This window comes from Roseivivax isoporae LMG 25204, from assembly GCF_000521865.1.
Lineage (GTDB): Bacteria > Pseudomonadota > Alphaproteobacteria > Rhodobacterales > Rhodobacteraceae > Roseivivax > Roseivivax isoporae.
In genome coordinates this window covers 1-18833 of record NZ_JAME01000037.1, presented here as the reverse complement: position 1 = coordinate 18833, position 18833 = coordinate 1, and the positions used below count along the sequence as shown (strand labels likewise).

The 18833-nt window shown below is 73.2% G+C and carries 15 protein-coding genes; 11 read left to right on the top strand and 4 right to left on the bottom strand.

Annotated features, from left to right (window positions below; genetic code table 11):
• The first annotated feature begins 248 nt into the window (after positions 1-248).
• From RISW2_RS19025 to RISW2_RS19015, 3 genes are all read left to right on the top strand, one after another.
• Entirely contained in the window at positions 249-1451 is a 1203-nt protein-coding gene (locus tag RISW2_RS19025; protein ID WP_043774101.1) for a polysaccharide biosynthesis/export family protein, read from the top strand.
• A 108-nt stretch (positions 1452-1559) separates the two neighbouring features.
• Positions 1560-3488, top strand: coding sequence for an Ig domain-containing protein (locus RISW2_RS19020; RefSeq protein WP_043774099.1), 1929 nt, complete (start codon positions 1560-1562; stop codon positions 3486-3488).
• 212 nt (positions 3489-3700) lie between these two features.
• The gene (locus RISW2_RS19015; protein WP_051492165.1) at positions 3701-6301 is read left to right on the top strand and encodes a S8 family serine peptidase; all 2601 of its coding nucleotides are present in this window, start codon (positions 3701-3703) and stop codon (positions 6299-6301) included.
• A gap of 19 nt (positions 6302-6320) precedes the next feature.
• Here the strand turns inward: RISW2_RS19015 and RISW2_RS19010 are convergent, their stop codons facing one another.
• Positions 6321-7196 carry a sulfotransferase domain-containing protein gene (locus RISW2_RS19010; protein WP_043774096.1) on the bottom strand — a complete coding sequence of 292 codons (876 nt, stop codon included), beginning with the start codon at positions 7194-7196 and terminating at the stop codon, positions 6321-6323.
• Between the two features lie 308 nt (positions 7197-7504).
• On the opposite strand from RISW2_RS19010, the gene RISW2_RS23635 reads away from it, so the two are divergent.
• The 7 genes from RISW2_RS23635 (at position 7505) to RISW2_RS18975 (ending at position 15765) form a co-directional block, all read left to right on the top strand.
• Positions 7505-9808: a GumC family protein gene (locus tag RISW2_RS23635; RefSeq protein WP_051492164.1), complete on the top strand. Its 2304-nt coding sequence runs from the start codon at positions 7505-7507 to the stop codon at positions 9806-9808.
• Positions 9801-11000, top strand: coding sequence for a glycosyltransferase family protein (locus RISW2_RS19000; protein WP_084615473.1), 1200 nt, complete (start codon positions 9801-9803; stop codon positions 10998-11000). Before RISW2_RS23635 ends, RISW2_RS19000 begins: the two co-directional genes overlap by 8 nt.
• Positions 10997-12022, top strand: coding sequence for a glycosyltransferase family 2 protein (locus RISW2_RS18995; protein WP_051492163.1), 1026 nt, complete (start codon positions 10997-10999; stop codon positions 12020-12022). Before RISW2_RS19000 ends, RISW2_RS18995 begins: the two co-directional genes overlap by 4 nt.
• Complete coding sequence (locus RISW2_RS18990) at positions 12019-12915, top strand: glycosyltransferase family 2 protein (protein ID WP_043774093.1); 897 nt, start codon at positions 12019-12021, stop codon at positions 12913-12915. The genes RISW2_RS18995 and RISW2_RS18990 overlap by 4 nt, the downstream gene beginning before the upstream one ends.
• Positions 12912-13781, top strand: a complete 870-nt coding sequence (locus tag RISW2_RS18985) for a sulfotransferase family protein (protein WP_043774091.1) — start codon at positions 12912-12914, stop codon at positions 13779-13781. Before RISW2_RS18990 ends, RISW2_RS18985 begins: the two co-directional genes overlap by 4 nt.
• Before the next feature lie 357 nt (positions 13782-14138).
• Positions 14139-14678, top strand: a complete 540-nt coding sequence (locus tag RISW2_RS18980; protein WP_051492162.1) for a calcium-binding protein — start codon at positions 14139-14141, stop codon at positions 14676-14678.
• 283 nt (positions 14679-14961) lie between these two features.
• On the top strand, positions 14962-15765 hold the full coding sequence (locus RISW2_RS18975) for a sulfotransferase family 2 domain-containing protein (RefSeq protein WP_156943894.1): 804 nt from the start codon (positions 14962-14964) through the stop codon (positions 15763-15765).
• Between the two features lie 22 nt (positions 15766-15787).
• Here the strand turns inward: RISW2_RS18975 and RISW2_RS18970 are convergent, their stop codons facing one another.
• Positions 15788-16543, bottom strand: coding sequence for an SDR family NAD(P)-dependent oxidoreductase (locus RISW2_RS18970; RefSeq protein WP_043774087.1), 756 nt, complete (start codon positions 16541-16543; stop codon positions 15788-15790).
• 120 nt (positions 16544-16663) lie between these two features.
• On the opposite strand from RISW2_RS18970, the gene RISW2_RS18965 reads away from it, so the two are divergent.
• On the top strand, positions 16664-17557 hold the full coding sequence (locus tag RISW2_RS18965; protein ID WP_043774086.1) for a LysR family transcriptional regulator: 894 nt from the start codon (positions 16664-16666) through the stop codon (positions 17555-17557).
• Between the two features lie 185 nt (positions 17558-17742).
• Here RISW2_RS18965 and RISW2_RS18960 read toward each other — a convergent pair whose 3' ends face one another.
• Positions 17743-18399 carry a hypothetical protein gene (locus RISW2_RS18960; RefSeq protein ID WP_043774085.1) on the bottom strand — a complete coding sequence of 219 codons (657 nt, stop codon included), beginning with the start codon at positions 18397-18399 and terminating at the stop codon, positions 17743-17745.
• Between the two features lie 44 nt (positions 18400-18443).
• Positions 18444-18833, bottom strand: a 390-nt coding sequence (locus RISW2_RS25085) for an adenine nucleotide alpha hydrolase family protein (protein WP_162164345.1), incomplete at its 5' end; no start/stop codon positions are given.

Genomic DNA, 18833 nt, shown 5'->3' with positions numbered 1-18833 from the left:
CGTCGCCGATGCGGCCGCCCGCACCGGTTGTCACGACCGGCACGGCCACCCGTCACATGCCACAGGCGGCACCGCCGGGGAAGGGGATTGGCGCCCGTCCGGCGACACGATGCTGCACTGCCGCAAAAAGTGGCTCAGGGGCGCGGGCGGGCGGACCCGCGCCGGGGGGGCGGGGCAGAAAGGAGTTGCAAATCCGCGGGCCCCGCAAATAGCTGTCCCCCGAAGCAGGCGGCAGGAGACGGCATCCCGTGCGGGTCGGAATTCATCTTGCAGCGCTGGCGGTGGGCGCGCTGGCATGGACGGGCGCGGCGGCCCAGGGCTACCGCCTGATCGCGGGCGACCGAGTCGAGGTGACGATCGCCGCCACCGAGCAGACGATCGAGACGCTAGTCGATGCCGACGGGCAGGTGCGGCTCGCCGGGGTCGGCGGGATCACGGTGTCGGGGCTGACGCTCGACGGCGCCGAGGACAGGCTCGAGGCCGCCATGCGCGACGGGGAGCTCTACGTCGATCCGCGGGTCAGCCTGATGCTCCTCGACTATGCCCCGGTCGTCGTCGCGGGCGACGTGAGCGCGCCCGGCCGCTACGAGTACTTTCCCGGCATGACCGTGGCCGCGGCGCTGGCGCTCTCGGGCGGCAGCGCGCAGGCGGGCGTCAACCGGCTCGACGTGCTGCGCGCCGAGGCCAATGCCGAGGCCGACCGGCGCGAGGCCAATCTCGAGATCGCCCGCACCGTGGCGGCGCTCGCCCGGGTGCGGGCGCGGCTCGCGGGCGACGACGTGGCCCTGACGCTCGGGGACGACCTGCGCGCCGAGGTGCCCGAGCCCGCGGTGGTCGACCTCGACGCCATGGTCGCCGCCGAGGCCGCGCAGCTTGCCGCCGAGCGCGCGGGCTCGGCCACGCTGCTGGAATTCTGGGAGCGCGAGATCGAGACCATCACGGGCCAGAGCCGCAATTTCGACGCCCGCATCACGGTGCAGGAGGAGATCGCGCAGAGCCTCGGCGACGCGCTCGAGCGGGCGCAGTCGCTGCAGGAGCGCGGCCTGCAGACCGGCGCGCAGGTCTCGAGCGCCGAGGAGCGCGAGGCCACGGCCCGGAGCCGCATCCTCGAGCTTGAGACCGCGAAGCTCACCGCCGAGCGCGCCATCGCCGATGCCCGCCGCGCCCGGGTCACCCACCTCGCGCAGATCGAGCAGGCGGCGCTCGCCGACCGCGCCCGGCTCGAGGCCGAGCTGCGCGCGCTGCGGGTGCGCTACGCGCGCCACGTGCACCTTCTGTCGCTCCTGTCGGACGGCGCCGTCGACATGCTGGCCGCCCCCGAGATCGCCGATGTCCGCTTCGCGATCCTCGGGCCCCGCGAGGGGCGCGCGCGGCTGACCGGGGTCGCGCCCGCCGCACCGCTCCTGCCGGGCGAGACCCTGCTCGTCACCGCCCGCGACGCCGAGCCGTGACGCCCCGGGGGGCGTTGCGCGCGCCTTCCCGCCCGCCGCGCGCGGGCCACGGGGCCGGTTAACCCCCGCCTGCCCATTCTCCCGCCGTCTCGGGCAAGGAGCGATGCCATGGTGCGGACGGTGAGCGTGGATGCGGCGCGCTGGGGCAGGCGCGCGGATGTCGAGATCTATGCCGGCGAGCCCCTGCACTTCGCGGTGGAGAACCGCGCCGAGGGCGACGAGATCGTGGTGACCGTCGCCGCCGACCACGACAGCCGGCCGCTCCTCGACACGGTGCTGACCGAGGCGGGCCTCCTGACCGACGCGGTGCTCGCCCCGGTGACCGAGGGCGCGGCGCATGTCCTCAACATCTGGCGCCGCGGGCCCGACGGGCTCACCCTGCTCGTGCAGGGGACCCTGCGCCGGCGGCGCAGCGTGGCCCCGGGCTCGGGCGCCCCCGATCCGGGCGGTGACACCGGCACGGGCGGCGATACCGGCACCGGGGGCGATGGCGGGACAGGGGGCGACACGGGCGGCGGCACCGCGCCCCTGACCCTTGCCGGCACGCCGCCGGCCGCGGCCACGGAGGGCGTGCCCTACCTCTTCGTGCCGGTGGCCGCGGGCGGGCGGGCGCCCCTGGCCTTCGCGCTTGCGGCGGGCACGCTGCCGCAGGGCATGGCGCTCGATCCCGCGACGGGCGCGCTCTCGGGCGTGCCGGCGACGGCGGGCAGCTTCGCGGGGCTCGTCCTGCGCGTCACCGACGCCGACGGCACCGAGGCGGCGCTGCCGGCCTTCACCCTCGTCGTGGCGCCCGCGCCGGCGACCGGGCTCGCGGCGCCCGCGAACCTCTTCACCGCGGCGGAGACGGCGCTCGAGACGACCGCGCATGTGGACCTCAGGGAGAACTGGCAGGTCGCGAACGGGCGGCTCGAATGCCTCGACGTCTCGAGCAACGACGTGCGGCTCGCGACGGGCGCGGCCATGGTGCCCGGGCACGCGCATCTCCTGCTCTTCGACTTCGACCGGAGTGCGGGCACGGTCAAGGCGCAGCTCGGCGGCGCGGGGTCGACCTCGGGGCGCACGCTGACCGAACCCTGGCAGAACTTCGAATACGTGCCGGCCGCCGCCGCGACCGGCGCCTACCTGCGCGCCTCGTTCAATCCCTCGGGCTTCACCGGCGGCTGGGTCGACAACGTGCGGCTCTACGACCTCGCGACCGTCGATCCCCACAGCGTCGCCTGCGACGTCGTCATCGTGGGCGGCGACAGCAATTCCGCCAATGCCACGTCGCAGAAGTTCGGGACGGTTGCGGGCGACATCGGCCCGGAGGCCCGCGAGACGGCCTTCGACCCGCGCATCTGGTACATGCCCTGCCTGCGCGCCTCGCCCACCTTCTCGCTCACCGCCTCGGCCCGGCACGTGCCGCAGCCCTGCATCGAGCCGGTGGCGGCGACGGCCGCGGCGCGCATGTCGCGGGTGCATGCCGTGGCCTCGCGGCTCGTCGGCTGGTCGGCGGCGCGGGGACGGCCGCTCCTCGTGATGGCGCTCGGCGATCCGGGATCGGGGCTCATGAACACCGAGGACTGGCGACGCGGCTCGACCGTGCCCGTGACCGGCGGGCGCATGTGGGCCGAGATGGTGGCCATGAAGGCCGCGATGGAGGCGCTCGGGCCCCGACACGAGATCGTCGGCGCGGTCTGGAGCCTCGGCGCCAACGACCAGTTCGGCGGCGCCTACGAGGTCAACCACGGCCCGGCCTACAGCCAGTTCTTCTCCGACCTGCGCGCGCACGTGGCCGACGTGCCCATGGTGCTGTGGAACATCGGCAGCCACCTGAACAGCGCGGGCGACGGGCGGAGCGAGGCGATGCGGGTCTTCCTGCGCCGCTTCGACCAGGACAGCGGCGACGCGCGGGCGCTGCCGCGCTTCCGCGTGGTCGAGCCGCCCGCGGGCCACCAGCTCTCGACCGACCAGGACCCGCACTACACCGCCGCTGGCATGCAGGCCAACGGCCGCGCCGCGGGCGACGCGCTCCTGGCGCTCCTGCCGGCGGGATAGGCGGCGCGCAGGACTTCGTCAGGGATCGGGGGCGACCATGGGGCGGTTTGACCCGGTGTCGCCCCGATCCTTGCACGGACCGGCCCGCCCAATTGGATCGGAAGGCCGTCTTTGCGGCGGTCCGGTGCCACCGCATTTCCCAGTTTGAGCCCCGATCGCAGGCGAGATTGCGCCCGTACTGCCGCAGACATCGCTTGCATCCGGAGTTCTCGATGACGGCCCGTCCCGCCGCCCCCCTGACCAGCGTCGACCAGCTGGTGTCCGATCCTCATGCCTTCCGCAGCTGGTTCCTTGAAAGCTCCACCCTCTCGACCGTCGACATCGCCGTGGAGGCCGCCTGGCGGGACTATACCGGCCGGGGGGTCAGCGTCGGCGTCCTCGACGCGCAGATCGACCACACCCACGACGAGCTGGCCCATGCCTGGGACGCGACGCGGGACTGGAACTTCGCGCTCGGCAGCGGCGAGGTGAGGGTCGATCCGAAGACCCTCGCGGACGGCCACGGCACGCTGGTCGCGGGCGTGATCGCGGCCGCGGGCGGCAATGGCCGCGGTTCGGTCGGCATCGCGCCGGGCGCGACGCTCGTGGGGCTCGGCATCGACTATTCCGACCCCGACGTGGGCGATCACGTGCGCGCGGGCCTCGCCGCGGCGGCGGCGCTCGACATCGTCAACAACAGCTGGAGCTTCACCCGGAACTTCCACGACAACTTCGCCCGCCCCGAGATGGCGGCCTCCGGCGAGACGCTGCGCGCCACCGCAACCGAGGGGCGCGACGGCCTCGGCACGGTGATCGTGTTCTCGGCCGGCAATGGCGGCGCCACGGGGGCGTCGAACTACCACAACTACCAGAACTCGCCCTACGTGATCGCGGTGGGCGCGGTCGCGCCCTCGGGCGACGCCTGGGAGGACACGAGCCTCGGCGCCAACGTGCTCCTCTCGGCGCCGGGGCGGAACGTCTTCACCACGCTGCCGAACGACCGCTTCGCCTCGGCCACCGGCACCTCCTTCGCCGCGCCCGCGGTCTCGGCCGCCGTCGCCCTCATGCTCGAGGCCAACCCGGGCCTGGGATACCGCGACGTGCAGCAGATCCTCGCGCTCTCGGCGCGCCGGGACATCCTCGGGCAGGGGGCGGAGGCGGGCCTCGGCTGGATCGAGACCGGCATCGACACCAGGAACGGCGGCGGCGGGCATTTCAGCGACAGCTTCGGCTTCGGCTATCTCGACGTGCACGACGCGGTGCGCCTGGCCGAGACCTGGACCGCGCAGCGGACCGCCGCCACCCTCGACACGCTCGCCGTGGACGTGCCGGGCGGGCAGGACATGGTGGCCGGGCGCACCGACCACCTCGTGCTCGAGATCGCGGTCGGGCAGGCGATCGCGGTCGAGCACGTGCAGCTCTCGCTCGACTTCACCTGGCGCATGACCGGCAATCTCGACATCTTCCTGACGAGCCCCGCGGGCACCCGGGTGCAGCTCGTCTACGAGCATCCGGGCTCGGCCTATATCGGCACGATCCGGAACTTCGCCTTCTCCTCGGTCGCCACCATGGGCGAGAGCGGGACGGGGACCTGGCGGGTCGACATCCACAACCGCGACCCCTCCGCCACCGAGGGCGGGCTGCCCGCGCGCGGCGTGCTGCGCGGCGCGGAGCTGGTCCTGCACGGCGACACGGGCGGGCAGGCCGACGACCTCCACGTCTACACCGACGAGTTCGGCACGCTCTACGCGGACGACCGCGACCGCCACGTGCTGGCCGACCGCGACGGCGGGAACGACACGATCAACGCCGCGGCGGTGACCGGCGACAGCCGCATCGACCTGTCGGGCGCGGGCCCGAGCCGGATCGCGGGCGTGGCCCTCGCCATCGCGACGCCGCGCGCCTTCGAGGCGGTGGTCTCGGGCGACGGGAACGACACGCTTCTGGGCCATGACGGCGACAACCTCCTCTCCGCGGGCCGGGGCGACGACGTGATCCACCTGGGCGCGGGCGACGACACGCTCCTCGGCGGGGCGGGCGCGGACCTGCTGGTCGTGGACGCGCGGCTCGACGAGGTCACGCTCGGCCGCGGCGGCACGGCGCTCACGCTCGCCACCGCGGACGGCCGCGCCACGGTCGAGGGCATCGAGACCTTCCGCTTCGCCGACGCGGTGCTCGGCCGCGACGCGCTCCTGCGCGCCGCGGGCCTGCCGCCCGGCGACCCGGTGCCGCCGGGGGGCGGGGGCGGCACGGGCTCCCCCGCGCCGGGGCCTGTTACACCGCCCGGGCCCGGCATGCCGATGACGCGCCAGACCGGGACCGACCGGGCGGACGTCCTGCGCGGGGACCCGGGCGCCGACCACCTCGCGGGCGCGGGCGGGGACGACCGGCTCCTCGGCCGGGAGGGGGACGATTCCCTCGAGGGCGGGACCGGGGACGACGTCCTCCGGGGCGGCGCGGGCCGCGACACGCTCACGGGCGGCGCGGGCGAGGACAAGCTCTCGGGCGAGGCGGGCGACGACGCGCTCGACGGCGGCGCGGGGCGCGACCTGCTGACGGGCGGCGCGGGGGCGGACGTCTTCCTGTTCGACCTGCGCGACGCGGGCGCCTTCGACGTGATCGCCGATTTCGACGCGGGCGCGGGGGACCGCATCCTGCTGACCGGGCTCGACGGGCGGCCGGCGGCGGACATGCAGTTCCGCGCGGGCGAGGGCGCGGTCTTCGTGGCGATCGAGACGGGCGGGCGGCGCGAGACCCTCCTCAAGGTGGTGATGGACGAGGCCCGCGACCTCGCCGTCCTGCAGCAGGACGGCGATCACCTGGTCCTCGCCTGACCGCGGGGCCCGGCCGGGATCAGCCCACCGCCTGCGGCGCTCCTGCCGGGGCGAAGCGCGGCCAGGGCGCCGGCCGGCCCACCAGCCGTTCCAGCGCCGCGACCTCGTCGGCGTAGAACGCCTCGAGCCGGCGCTCGGTCTCGGGCGCCATGGGGTCCACCACCTCGGTCATCGCCTCCCGGTTGGCGCTGCGCAGCTGCCGGATGCCCGGCGCCGCCTTGGCGTGCTCCACGAGCCGCCCGAGCCCGCGGTCGCGCGCCGCCCGCCCGAGCCGCCAGAGCGCCGTGCCGAGCGCGGGATTGCGGTAGCGCACGCTCTCGTTCGCGCGCAGGTCGAGGAAGTCCTGAAGCGGCGCGAGCCCCAGCACGTCGGTCACCGCGCGCGCGGCGCCCGCGCGGTCGGCGGTGATCTCCTCCTGGAACAGCACGTGGATGCGGTCCGCGGGGAAATGGTCGTACCACCGCGCGAGATGCGTCGCGTAGCGCCCCTGGTCGAGGTAGAGCGGGTTGTTGTCGAGCGCGGTCTCGAAGACGAGGTTCGCGCCGCTCACGTGGCCCTTGCGCGCCTCGTGCAGGTGGTTCGAGAAGGCCCGCCGCACCGGGTCGCGCAGGGTGACGAAGACGTGCAGGTCCGGGTTGTAGGCCGCCGCCCGCGCCGGCGCCGCGGGATGGATCAGGTAGGAGGGCGAGATCTCGCCCCGGTGGCGCCGCCCGGCGGTGCCGGCGAAATGCCGCTCGTACCATTCGTAGCCGCGGTCGAAATAGTAGCTGAAGAAGTCCACTTCCTTCTCGTCGCTGACCGCGGCGTCCGGGCATTGCCGCAGCACCCCGTAGAGCCAGGTCGTCGCGCATTTCTGCCCGCCGATGCCGACGAAGGTCGCTTGAAACTCGCGCATGAGGAGATCCCGCCCGGTAGCCCGTGTCGCGCGCGACTGTGCCAAGCCGGGCCCGGTTTGGAAAGGCGCGGGCAAATCCGCGGACCCGCGATCGCGGTGCCCTGCGGCACTTCGCGGGCCCGCTGCCCGGCTCTGCGGCATTTTCCGCGCGTCATGGCGGCGTCACGATTTTTTTCTTGAATAAGTTGCATGGCTCCAGCACGCACTGCCTGACGGCCGGCCCCGCGCGGCCCCCGGAGGGTCCGCCCGCGCGCGCCGCGGCAGGCCACCGCGGGACGGCCGGAAGACCCGATTTGGATTGGCACCGAATGAACAACGTCGACCGCGCCCCCGCCACGGCCGCTCCGTCCTCCCGGGATTCGGTCCTGCCGGCGATCGACCTCGGCGCGGTGCTGCGCGACAGTGTCGAGAAGGTCCTGCGGCACTGGCTGCTGCTCGCGGTGATGGTCACGGGCGCGGTCGCGGTGGGGCTTGCCTACGTGCTGACGGCGACACCGGTCTACACCGCGAACGGGTCAATCCTGATCGACCCGCGCGTGGGCCAGACGCCCGAGAGCAATGCCGGCGCCATGCCGGGGCTGCTGATGTCGGACGCGCTGACCGTGGACAGCGAGCTGCGCGTGCTGACCTCGCGCGAGGTCACCCAGTCCGCCGCCCGCGATCTCGGCCTCTTCGAGGCCGCGCAGCCGTCCGAGCCGTCCTTCGCGCGGCGGATGCTCGGCGCGCTGCCCGATTTCGGGCTCGGGGACGAGCCCGAGCAGGAGCTCGCGCCCGAGACCCGCGAGGAGCGCCGCACCGAGGCGGTGCGCCGGGCCTTCACCCGCGGGCTCCGGGTCGAGCGCGCCGGAGAGACCTTCGTGATCGACGTCACCTACACCTCGCCCGGCATCGAGTTCTCGGCCCGCGCGGTCAACACGCTGATCGAGCAGTACCTCTCGGTCTCCGGCCGGCGCCAGATCGCCTCGGCCGAGCGCACCCAGACCTGGCTCGCCGAGCGGGTGGAGGAGCTCGGCGCCGGCGTCGAGGCGGCCGAGCAGGCGGTCGCGGAGTACCGCACCGACAACGCGCTCCTCGCCCCCGAGGGGCAGCTTCTGCCGAGCGAGATCGCGCTCAACGCGGCGAACGAGGAGCTGGTGCGCCTGCAGGGCGAGGCGCTGGCGCTCGAGGTCCAGCTGCGCCAGCTCGGCAACCAGATCGAGAGCGGCAACATCGAGGCGGTGCAGCTGCCCCCCGAGGAGCGCAGCGCCGCGCTCGACGAGTTCGAGACGACCTATTCGCAGCTCCTGCAGGAGGAGAAGGAACTCCTGCTGACCTGGGACAGCGAGGCGCCGGTGATGCAGAGCCTCGCGCGGCGCAAGGCGCAGACCCGCGAGCTGATCCTCGACGAGTACGGCCAGATCCGCGACCGGCTCGCCGCCCGCGCCGAGACCCTGCGCCAGCGCGTGACCGCCACCCGCGAGCTCCTGGGCGAGCTGCAGGCGGCCTATGGCGAGGACGCGCGCAAGACCGTGCAGCTGCGCCGGCTCGAGCGCGAGGCCGAGGCCAAGCGCCAGCTCTACGAGCGGCTGCTCGAGGAGTACAACAGCACCTCGCAGCTCCTGACCTTCGATTCCACCTCTGCCCGGGTGATCGCCTGGGCGGTGCCCCCCGACAGCAAGTCCGCCCCGCAATCGAAGCGCGTGGTGGTGCTCGCGGCCTTCGGCGGGCTCGTCGTGGCGCTCGGGCTGATCTTCCTGATCGAGGCGGTCGACAACCGCTTCCGCCGGCAGGCCGACGTGCCCGCGGTGCTGGGGCTCAACTTCCTCGGGATCGTGCCGAGCTTCCGCTCGGACCGCCGCCGCGCCAGGGCCGCGGCCATCGATCCGGGCGCGGGCGAGCGGCTCCGGGGCTGGCGGCGGCTGCCGGCGGCGCTGCGCACCTTCGGCTTCGCCGCCTCCTGGCCCACCTCGGTCACCGCCGAGACCATGCGCGGGCTGCAGGTGCAGCTCGCCCTCGCGCGCCCGCGCGCCGCGGCCGGGCAGGGCGGCACGGTCATCGGCATCACCTCCTCGGTGCGCGACGAGGGCAAGACCACGACCGCCTTCAACTTCGCGAACTTCCTCGCCGCGCGGGGCGAATCCGTGGCGATCGTCGACCTCGACACGATCACCTGCGACCTGACGCGCACGCTGCGCCGGGTCCTGCCCGAGGCGAACATGCTGCCGCGGTTCTGCGAGAACCCCGAGGCGGCGATGCCCGACCTCGTGCCGATCGAGGAATTCCCGGGCCTCGCGGTGATCGGCAACGTGCCGCACCAGGGCACCTCGGCCTTCGGTCCGCGCGACGCGGAACGGGTCGGGCGCGCGCTCGCGGTGCTGCGCGAGCATTTCGACCACGTGATCGTCGACCTGCCGCCGCTGCACGGCGTGGCCGAGACGCGGCTGCTCGTCACGCTCTGCGACACGCTGGTGCTCGCCGTGCGCTGGGGGGCCACGCCGAAGGAACAGGTGGCCTCGGCGCTGCGCCAGCACGGCCTGCGCCGCGACCGCTTCTTCGGCGCGCTCTTCACCCGCGTGCCGCTCCGGCGCTACGAGGGCTACAACCGCACCGAGGTGAACGAGTACTATGCCTGAGCCGGCGCGGCAGCGACCGGGCAGGGCGCCCGCGGCGCAGCCCGCGCGGCCGCTCCGGATCGAGGTCTTCGGCTTCGACGTGGCCGAGATCTCGCAGATCCGCCGGATCCGGGCCATGCGCGCGGCGGGCTACGCGGTGCACAGCTTCACCATGCGCCGGCAGAACATGAACCGGGACTTCCGTCCCGACTGGCCGAACACGCATCTCTTCAACACCGTGAACGACAACCTGCCGCTGCGCGCCGCCGCGGTCGCGGGCTCGGTCGCCAAGGTCGCGCCGCACGGCGCCCGGCTGCGGCAGGCCGACATGATCGTGGCGCGCAACCTCGACATGCTGGCCATCGCCTGGGCCGCGCGCGCCAGCGCCGGGGCCGGGCGGGTGCCGCTGGTCTACGAATGCCTCGACATCAACGGCGCGCTCGTGGGCGAAGGCGCCAAGGCGCGAGCCATGCGCCGGGCGGAACGGTTCCTGCTCGCGCGCTGCGCGATGCTCGTCGTCTCCTCGCCGAGCTTCGTCACCGAGTATTTCGCGCCGCTGCAGGCCTATGACGGCCCCTGGGCGCTCTGGGAGAACAAGCTCGCCGCGGGGGCGGCGCTGCCCGCCCGGCCGCACCGGCGCGCCGCGCCCTCGGGGCCCCTGCGGCTCGGCTGGGTGGGCACCATCCGCTGCGCCCCGAGCCTCGCGCTCCTCGCCGCGCTCGCCGACCGCATGGGCCCGGCGATCCGGGTCGAGATCCACGGCGTGGTGCACCGCCACGCGCTGCCCGAGTTCGACGCGGTGCTGGCGGCGCGGCCCAACATGACCTTCCACGGGCCCTACGCCTACCCGGACGACCTCGCGCGCGTCTACGGCGGCTGCGACCTCGTCTGGGCGCAGGATCTGTGGCAGCGGGGCAGCAATTCCGACTGGCTTTTGCCGAACCGAATCTACGAGGCGAGCTGGGCAGGCTGCCCGAGCATCGCCGTCGCGGGCACCGAGACCGGCCGCCGGGTGGAGGCGGACGGGCTCGGCTGGGCGATCGCCCGGCCGGAGGCCGACGACCTCGCGGCCCTTCTGGCCGGGCTGACGCCCGAGGCCGTCGCGGCCCGCGGCGCGGCGCTCCTCGCCCGGCCCGAGACCGATTTCGTGCAATCGCCCGAGGACATCACGGCCGTGGTGGAGCGGGTCTGTTCGGGCGGCGCCGGGACATGACGCGCCCGCTCTCCTCCCCGCCCGTGGCCGACACGCCCGCCGTCGATCCGGCCGAGATCCTCGTGGCGATCCCCGTCCTGAACGAGGAGGCGCATATCGCCGCGACCCTCGCGGCGATCATGGACTGCCCCGGCATGGAGCAGGTGCGCGTGGTCGTGGCCGATGGCGGCAGCCGCGACCGCACGCCCGCGATCGTGCGCGAGATGGCCCTGACCCGGCCCAACCTGCGGCTCGTCGACAATCCCGGGCGGCTGCAATCGGTGGCGGTCAACCTCGTGGTCGAGACCTGCGCCGAGCCGCGGCACAGGATCCTCGTGCGGGTCGACGCCCATGCGCATTACCCGCCGGACTACGTGCTGCGGGTGGCCTCCTCCCTGCGCGCCCGGGGCGTCGCGGCGCTCGCCACGGTGATGGATTCGGGGGGCACGGGCTGTTTCCAGCGCGGCGCCGCCTGGGCGATGGAGACCCGCGCGGGATCGGGCGGGTCGGGCCATCGCGGCGGCACCCGCTCGGGCTACGTGGACCACGGCCACCATGCGGGCTTCGACCTCGCGGCCTTCCGGGCGGTGGGCGGCTACGACACCCGCTTCGTGGCGAACGAGGATGCCGAGCTCGACCACCGCATCGGGCGCGCGGGCGGACGCATCTGGCTCGATGCGACGATCCGCATCGGCTACGTCATGCGCCCGACGCCCGCCGCCCTCGCGCGGCAGTACTGGCGCTACGGCGTGGGCCGGGCGCAGACGGTAAAGAGGCACCGCATGCGCCCGCGGCTGCGCCAGATGCTGCCGCCGCTCGTGGTCCTGGCCTGCCTCGCGGGGCTTCTCGCGGCGCCCTGGGCGCCCGCGGCGCTGCTCCTGCCCGGGCTCTACGCGGGCGCGCTCGCGGCGCTGACCCTGCGCGAGGTCCTGCGCCGGCGCTCGGCCTGCGCGCTCTGGGTGGGCCCGGCGCTCGCCGCCATGCACGGCGCCTGGGGGATGGGCTTCCTGACCGAGATGGCGCGGCCGGGGGGCTGGCGATGAGGATCGAGATCTGCATCTGCACCTTCCGCCGCCCGCACGTGGCCGACACGCTCGCCTCGCTCGGCCGGCTGCGGGTGCCCGGGGGCGTCGCGCTGTCGGCCCTCGTGATCGACAACGACGCGACCCCGAGCGCCGAGGCGCGGGTCGCGGAGGCCGCGGCGGCGCTCGATTTCCCCGTGCGCTACCGCCACGTGCCGGGCGGCAACATCTCGATCGCGCGCAATGCCGGGCTCGACGCGGCGGACGCCGACTGGCTGGCCTTTCTCGACGACGACGAGATCGCCCGCGAGGACTGGCTCGAGGCGCTCCTCGCCCGCCAGCGCGAGACCGGCGCCGACGGCATCTTCGGCCCGAGCCGGGCCCGCTACGACCCGGGCACGCCCGACTGGATCGTGCGCGGCGACTTCCACTCGCAGCGCGCGGCGCCGCGCGGCGGCGTGGTCGAGACCGGGCACACCTGCAACGCGCTCCTGCGCTGGGGCGACGCGCCCTGGCGCGCCGCGCGCTTCGAGCTCGCCCGCGGCCGCTCGGGCGGCGAGGACACCGAGTTCTTCTTCCGCCTGCGCCGGCTCGGCGCGGTCTATGCGGTGGCACCCGAGGCGGTCGTCACCGAGGCCGTGCCGCCCGAACGGCTGAGCCTCGGCTGGCTCCTGCGCCGCCGCTACCGGATCGGCCAGAGCTACGCCGCCTCGGCCACGGACGCGCCCGCGCGGGTGCGCCTCTTCGCCACCGCCGCGCTCAAGGCGGGCTATTGCGGGCTGCGCGCGGGCCTCTCGGTCCCGAACCGCGAGCGGCGCGCCTTCTGGCTCATGCGCGGCACCATGCATGCGGGCGTCTGCGCGGGCTGCCTGAAGCTGCCCCAGCGCGCGCTCTACGGAGGATCGCGGACATGACCGCCCCCCACACGGCCGCCGCCGGCCGGCGCCTGCCGCACTTCATCATCATCGGCGCGATGAAATGCGGCACCACCACGCTCTACCGCCAGCTCGCCGCCCATCCCGGCATCGACATGTCGCGCGACAAGGAGACGGACTTCTTCGTGGCCGAGAAGAACTGGCCGCAGGGGCTCGACTGGTACGAGGCGCAGTTCGCGCGCGAGACCCCGGGCGCCCCGCGTCTGCGCGGCGAGGCGAGCCCGAACTACACCAAGTCCCGCGACTTTCCCGGCGTCGCCGCGCGGATGGCCGAGACCTGTCCCGAGGCGCGGCTCGTCTACATCGTGCGCGACCCGGTGGCGCGGGCGGAATCGCAGTTCCGCCACGGCGTGCTCATGGGCACGCTGCCGGGCGGTCTCGAGGCCTTCGCGGACAGCCACGAATACCACCACATCCTCGATGCGAGCCGCTACGCGCGCCAGCTCGCGGAATATCGCCGCCACTTCCCGGCCGAGGCGGTGGCGGTCCTCGACTTCGACCTGCTCGTGCGCGACCCCCAGGCGGTGTTCGACCGGGTCTGCGACCATATCGGCGCGCCGCGCCATGCGGTGGCGGACGCCGGCGCGCAGAACGACAGCCGCGAGCTGTCGCGGGTGCCCGCGCCGGTCCTGCGCTTCGCCCAGTCGCCGGCGGGACGGCGGATCGCGGGGCTCGTCGGCCGCGGCACGCGCGACCGGATCCGACGCGGCCTCGCGCGCGGGCCCGCCCGCCACGCCGCGCCGTTCCCCGAGGCGCTGCGCGCCCGGTTCCGCGCCGATCTCGCCGCTGACGCGGCGCTCTTCCGCGAGATGACGGGGCTGCCCTTCGACAACTGGAGCGTGTGAGTTCGGGTGAGTCCGGGCCATCCCGTGCCGCTTTTGCGGGCGCAACGGGAAGGCAGCGCGCACGCGCGGTGGAAACAATTTGAGATTGTGGCATTTTCAAGGTAGAAATTTTGGGCGATTGCCGGCCAGCCCGGCCGTCGCGGCCCTGAATTCCCCACGATGCATTTCTATAAATCGTTCTGAATCAGGGCTTTAATCAGAACGCACTGCAGCGCGCGACAGCGCGGGCCGTTTCGTTGACTCGTCATCGATCGCGGCTAAGGTCCGGCCGGGATGTGGCGGAATTAAGGCGTTGCCCGTCCCAGGTGTTTCCACTCGGCCCCTATTTCGGCGGCCATTTTTAAGACGGATGATTCCATGATTCTCACATCGAACGGCATCGAGTCGCTCCTGGCGAGCAACGGCGACGACACGATCAATGCCGCCGGAGGCAACGACTCGATCAACGGTGCCGGCGGCGACGATTCCCTCAAGGGCAGCGCGGGCAGCGACATGCTCAAGGGCGGGACGGGCAACGACAGCCTGGCCGGCGGCCCGGGCGACGATACCCTGAGCGGCGGCGCGGGCGACGACACCCTCGTGGGCGGCGTCGGCGACGACAAGCTCGCGGGCGGCGTCGGCAACGACCTGCTGAGCGGTGGCGAGGGCGACAACAAGTTCTTCGGCGGCGCGGGGTCGGACACGTTCTACTTCCGCGACAACGCCACCGGCTGGAACAAGATCTTCGACTACGAGACGGGCATCGACCAGATCCTGCTCGAGGACGTGAGCGTCGTGTCGGTCACCGACGGCGCGCAGGGCGCGGTGGTCGAACTCGACAGCGGCGGCACGATCATCTTCGCCGGCCTGAGCGTCGAGGACGTCAACGCGATCTTCGCCACCGACACGGTGCTCTGAACCGCAGTCGGCCGACGGGCCGGAATGCCGCGCCCCCGTGCCCCGCACGGGGGCGTTCGCGTCTCGCGGGAAGGCGCCGGTTTCGACGCCATCCGCGCGCGCCGGGGGCAAAAGCGGGCGCGGGCGCATTGCGCCTTGCCGCGCTGCGGCGCTACGGTCGCCGCACGGGTCGCGCGCGACGCGCCGGCCGTCCCACATCCATTCCGGCAGGGGCCCCGGCACCCGTCCGGCCGAGCGACACGAGGCAGCCTTGGCGCGCAAAGCCCCCTTCAGGGAACGTCTGGTGCGGCGCATGGCGATCGGCGGGGGGCGCGTCCTGCGCACCGCCACCGGATCGCCGCCGCGCCACCCGAGCGTGTTCTTCCACATGCCGAAATGCGGCGGCACCTCGCTGTCCGAGGCGATGTACGCCACCGTGCCGATGCAGCAGCGCATCGGCGTCATCGACGCGGTCTCGACCCGGCGGGCGGCGGCGATCCGCGCCTTCGGCCGCGACGACCCGCGGGCCTGCCACGAGGATTTCGACGAGGGCTGGCGCGTCTTCGACCTGCGCGAGACCCTGATGCTGCAGCACATGGCCTGGGACACGATGCTGATCCACGGCCACGTCCTGTGGTCCGAGGCCGCGCACGCGCATTTCGGCGACCGCTACCGCTACGTGACGCTCTTGCGCGAGCCGCTCGCGCGGACCATCTCGAACCTCCGGATGGCGCAGCGGGCGGGGCTCGTGGATGACGATCTTGAGGCCTATCTTGAGAGCTCCGTCGCCCGCCGGCACGCCCGGGTCTACCTGCGCTACCTCGCGGGCCGCAACGACATCGCCGAGGACGCGGTGGCCGAAGCCACGGGCGAGGCCATCGCGCGGCTCGACGGCTTCGCGCTCGTGGGCTTCCTCGACCGCCAGCCCGCCTTCCTTGCGGGCTACCGCGAGACCTTCGGCGTGCCGCTCCGGCTCCAGCGCCTGAACGCCGCCCCCGACGGCGCGCCGCCCTTTCCCGACAGGGTCCTCGCCCGCTTGCGCGAGCTCTGCGCCCCCGACCTCGCCATCCACGAGGCAGCACTCTCCCACGCCGCCGCCGCGCGCTGAGGCGGCGGCGACGCGTCCTTGTTCAGAGGGACTGCCCGCCCGACACCTCGACGCGCTGGCCGGTCATCCAGTCGAGCCGCCCCGAAAGGAGCGCCGCGACCGCGTTGCCGATGTCGTCTGGCAGGCCCGGGCGCCCGAGCGCCGTGTTCGCGGCGACGAAGGCGTTGACCTCGGCATCGTCGCGCACGGCGCCGCCGCCGAAATCCGTCTCGATCGCGCCGGGGGCGAGGCTGTTCACCCGGATGCCCCGCGCGCCGAACTCCCGGGCACCGTAGCGCGCGAGAACCTCCACCGCGCCCTTCATGGCGCCGTAGGCCGCGTAGCCCGGCAGCGCGAACCGTGCGAGCCCCGAGGAGACGAAGAGGATGTGCCCGCCCTCCGCCACGAGCGGCAGCAACGCCCGGGTCAGCAGGAAGGGCGTGCGCACGTGGATGCGGTAGAGCCGGTCGAGATCTTCCGCCGCAGTCTCGGCGAAGGGGGCATGCACGCCGATGCCCGCGTTGTTGACGAGGTGGTCGAGGCTGTCGCGGCCGAACCTGGTGCGCAGCGTGTCAGCAATCTCCGCAGCGAAGGCCGGGATGTCGCCGGTCTCCGCGTCGAAGGGCAGCATCGCGGCCCTGGCGCCGCAGGCCTCGATTCCGGCGGCAACCTCGTCTGCGGCGTCCTTCGAACGGTTGTAGGTCCCGATGACATGGGTGCCCGTCTCGGCCAGTTTCAGTGCGGCGGCCCGGCCGAGGCCGCGGCTCGCGCCGGTGATGAGGGCGATCTTGTCGGTCATGACTCTTTTCCTTCTGGCTGCGGGCCGCTCGTGGCCCGGACCGGACTGAAGGTAGACGTTGACCATGCGTCCGATAATCCGGCACGGTCCGGAAGAGCCATCCGGAAAATCGGACAATCTATGCAGGTCGACCTCAATGCGCTCGCGCAGTTCGCCGTCGTGGCGCGGCATCTCAACTTCCGCCGCGCGGCGGCCGAACTCGCGGTCTCGCCCTCGACCCTGAGCGACCGCATCCGCGACCTCGAGGAGCAGCTCGGCACCCGGCTTCTCAACCGCACGACGCGCAGCGCCGCATTGACGGAAGAAGGACAGCGGCTGCTCGAACGGACGCGCGACGCGCTGAGCGTGCTCGAGGACGCGACCCGCGGCCCGGGCCTCGCCGCGGCCGAAGGGGTGGCAGGACGCCTGCGCATCAACGGCCCGCGCCCGGCGATCGAACTCAGGCTCATGCCGCACGTCGCCGCCTTCCTCGAGCGCCATCCTTGCGTGCGGATGGAGGTGGTCGCGGAGGCCGACCTCGTCGACGTGATCGCCGCGGGCTTCGACGCGGGCGTGCGCTACGAGGAGACGCTCGAGCAGGACATGATCGCGGTGCGGCTCGGCGCCCCGCAGCGCATGATCGTGGCCGCGACCCCCGAGTACCTCGCGCGGCACGGCACGCCCGGGCATCCGCGCGATCTCGCGCGCCATTCCTGCATCGTCACGGTATTCTCGGGCGGCAATGTCCTGCCCTGGTCGCTGGCGCAGGACGGCGAGGCGCATGAGATCGTCCCCGAGGGCCGTCTCGCCGTGAACAGCGTCGAGACCGCGCTCGCCGCCGCCCGCGCCTCGCTGGGGCTGGTTTACACCTTCGACGATTACGTGGCGGACGATCTCGCAAGCGGCGCCCTCCTCCCCGTGCTCGACGACTGGACGCCCGCGTTCCCGGGACCGCTTCTCTACTATTACGACCGCCGCCTGATGCCCCCGGCGCTGCGTGCCTTCATCGACCACGTGCAGGCGACGGGCGGATGAGCGTCAGGTCCCGGGGAATGGCCGCGGGATCCCGGGACGACTACGGCGGCACAGCACTCGTCCGGCCAGTCCGGTCCGTGCGCTGACTACCTATTTCGTTCACTTCCCCTGCAAGCAGATCAAAACGATAGGCCTCGCCGGTCGCGAGCACGCTCAGCAGGTCGACCCGGAGGCATGGGCAGATGCTATTGCGCCAGTTCGACCCCGAGTTCCTTCAACCGGATGAGCAGCCAGGCTGGATGCAGATGCCGAAGGGCGACCGGGTGCGGCACCTGATCGCGCGCGAGGCGACGGCGAATCCGCCAGTAGTGCCAGTTCCAGAAGAGGTTGAGGCGACCGGGCGGCAGCTCGTGCCAGCCCTTGTCGATCTCGGCCAGCAGGTCTCGCACCGCGGCGCCGCGCGTGGTTTCTGTCGCGTCTGTCGTGGTGTGTTCCGGAAAGGTCCCGAAGACCTTGCCGGGGCCCGGGGACAGGGGCCCGAGCGTCGTGAGATGGTCCCTCGCATCCGCCGACAGGGCCTTCGCGGCGCTGTCGAATGGCACCTCGAGCAGGTCGGGGGCGAGTGCGTGCAGCACGTCGTGGCAGAACTGGAAGTCGCCGCCGACATCGGGGCGCGCTTCGGCCGCCTGCCACGCGAGCCGGCTGTCGAGGATCGCCACCTGCGTCTTGTAGGAGGCCGCCTGTCCGCCGTGGAACCGGGCGCGGCCCGTGCGCAGGAAGCGGCGCCACCCCCGGCCGATGTCACCTCCCGCTCGGACCGTGAGCCGGTCGAGCTCGGCCTCGAAGGCGGCCTGCCAGCGAGACCGGTCCCCCCGGCCGAAGAAGCCGTAGGAGCGTCTCATCGTCCGGACGCGTCGCCGGGCCGCCTGCGCGTCCACGATCCATTTCAGGCCGTTCGACGCGTGGCCAGAGAAGTGGATCTCGGAGGGGGGGAGACTGACACGGGCGTGCGGACCGGGGAATAAGCGCCGGCGGAGGTGGCGCGCCAGGACGCGAGTGCCTGGTCGACGCTCAGCGTGCGCGGGGCTGAGGGGCCGGGAGTATTGAGGTTTACGCCGCCCGCCTCGGCCACTTTCCTCGCGATCTCGAAATCGTCCTCATGCGACTTGTTCGTCAGGCTGCGAACGCCGGTGGCCGCGACGGATGCCGGACCGTGCCGATTGAGCCAGATATGGAACGCGGTCACCACGCGGCTGTCGATTCCGCCAGAAAGGTGGAACAGGAGTGTCAGGTGCGGTTCGGCCCGCAGCGTGGCGATCCGGCCAAGCCAGGTCTC

Coding starts and splice junctions, on each gene's coding strand:
- RISW2_RS19020 (WP_043774099.1), top strand. CDS start 1,560: ATGGTGCGGACGGTGAGCGTGGATGCGGCGCGCTGGGGCAGGCGCGCG.
- RISW2_RS19015 (WP_051492165.1), top strand. CDS start 3,701: ATGACGGCCCGTCCCGCCGCCCCCCTGACCAGCGTCGACCAGCTGGTG.
- RISW2_RS19010 (WP_043774096.1), bottom strand. CDS start 7,196: ATGCGCGAGTTTCAAGCGACCTTCGTCGGCATCGGCGGGCAGAAATGC.
- RISW2_RS23635 (WP_051492164.1), top strand. CDS start 7,505: ATGAACAACGTCGACCGCGCCCCCGCCACGGCCGCTCCGTCCTCCCGG.
- RISW2_RS19000 (WP_084615473.1), top strand. CDS start 9,801: ATGCCTGAGCCGGCGCGGCAGCGACCGGGCAGGGCGCCCGCGGCGCAG.
- RISW2_RS18995 (WP_051492163.1), top strand. CDS start 10,997: ATGACGCGCCCGCTCTCCTCCCCGCCCGTGGCCGACACGCCCGCCGTC.
- RISW2_RS18990 (WP_043774093.1), top strand. CDS start 12,019: ATGAGGATCGAGATCTGCATCTGCACCTTCCGCCGCCCGCACGTGGCC.
- RISW2_RS18985 (WP_043774091.1), top strand. CDS start 12,912: ATGACCGCCCCCCACACGGCCGCCGCCGGCCGGCGCCTGCCGCACTTC.
- RISW2_RS18980 (WP_051492162.1), top strand. CDS start 14,139: ATGATTCTCACATCGAACGGCATCGAGTCGCTCCTGGCGAGCAACGGC.
- RISW2_RS18970 (WP_043774087.1), bottom strand. CDS start 16,543: ATGACCGACAAGATCGCCCTCATCACCGGCGCGAGCCGCGGCCTCGGC.
- RISW2_RS18965 (WP_043774086.1), top strand. CDS start 16,664: ATGCAGGTCGACCTCAATGCGCTCGCGCAGTTCGCCGTCGTGGCGCGG.
- RISW2_RS18960 (WP_043774085.1), bottom strand. CDS start 18,399: ATGAGACGCTCCTACGGCTTCTTCGGCCGGGGGGACCGGTCTCGCTGG.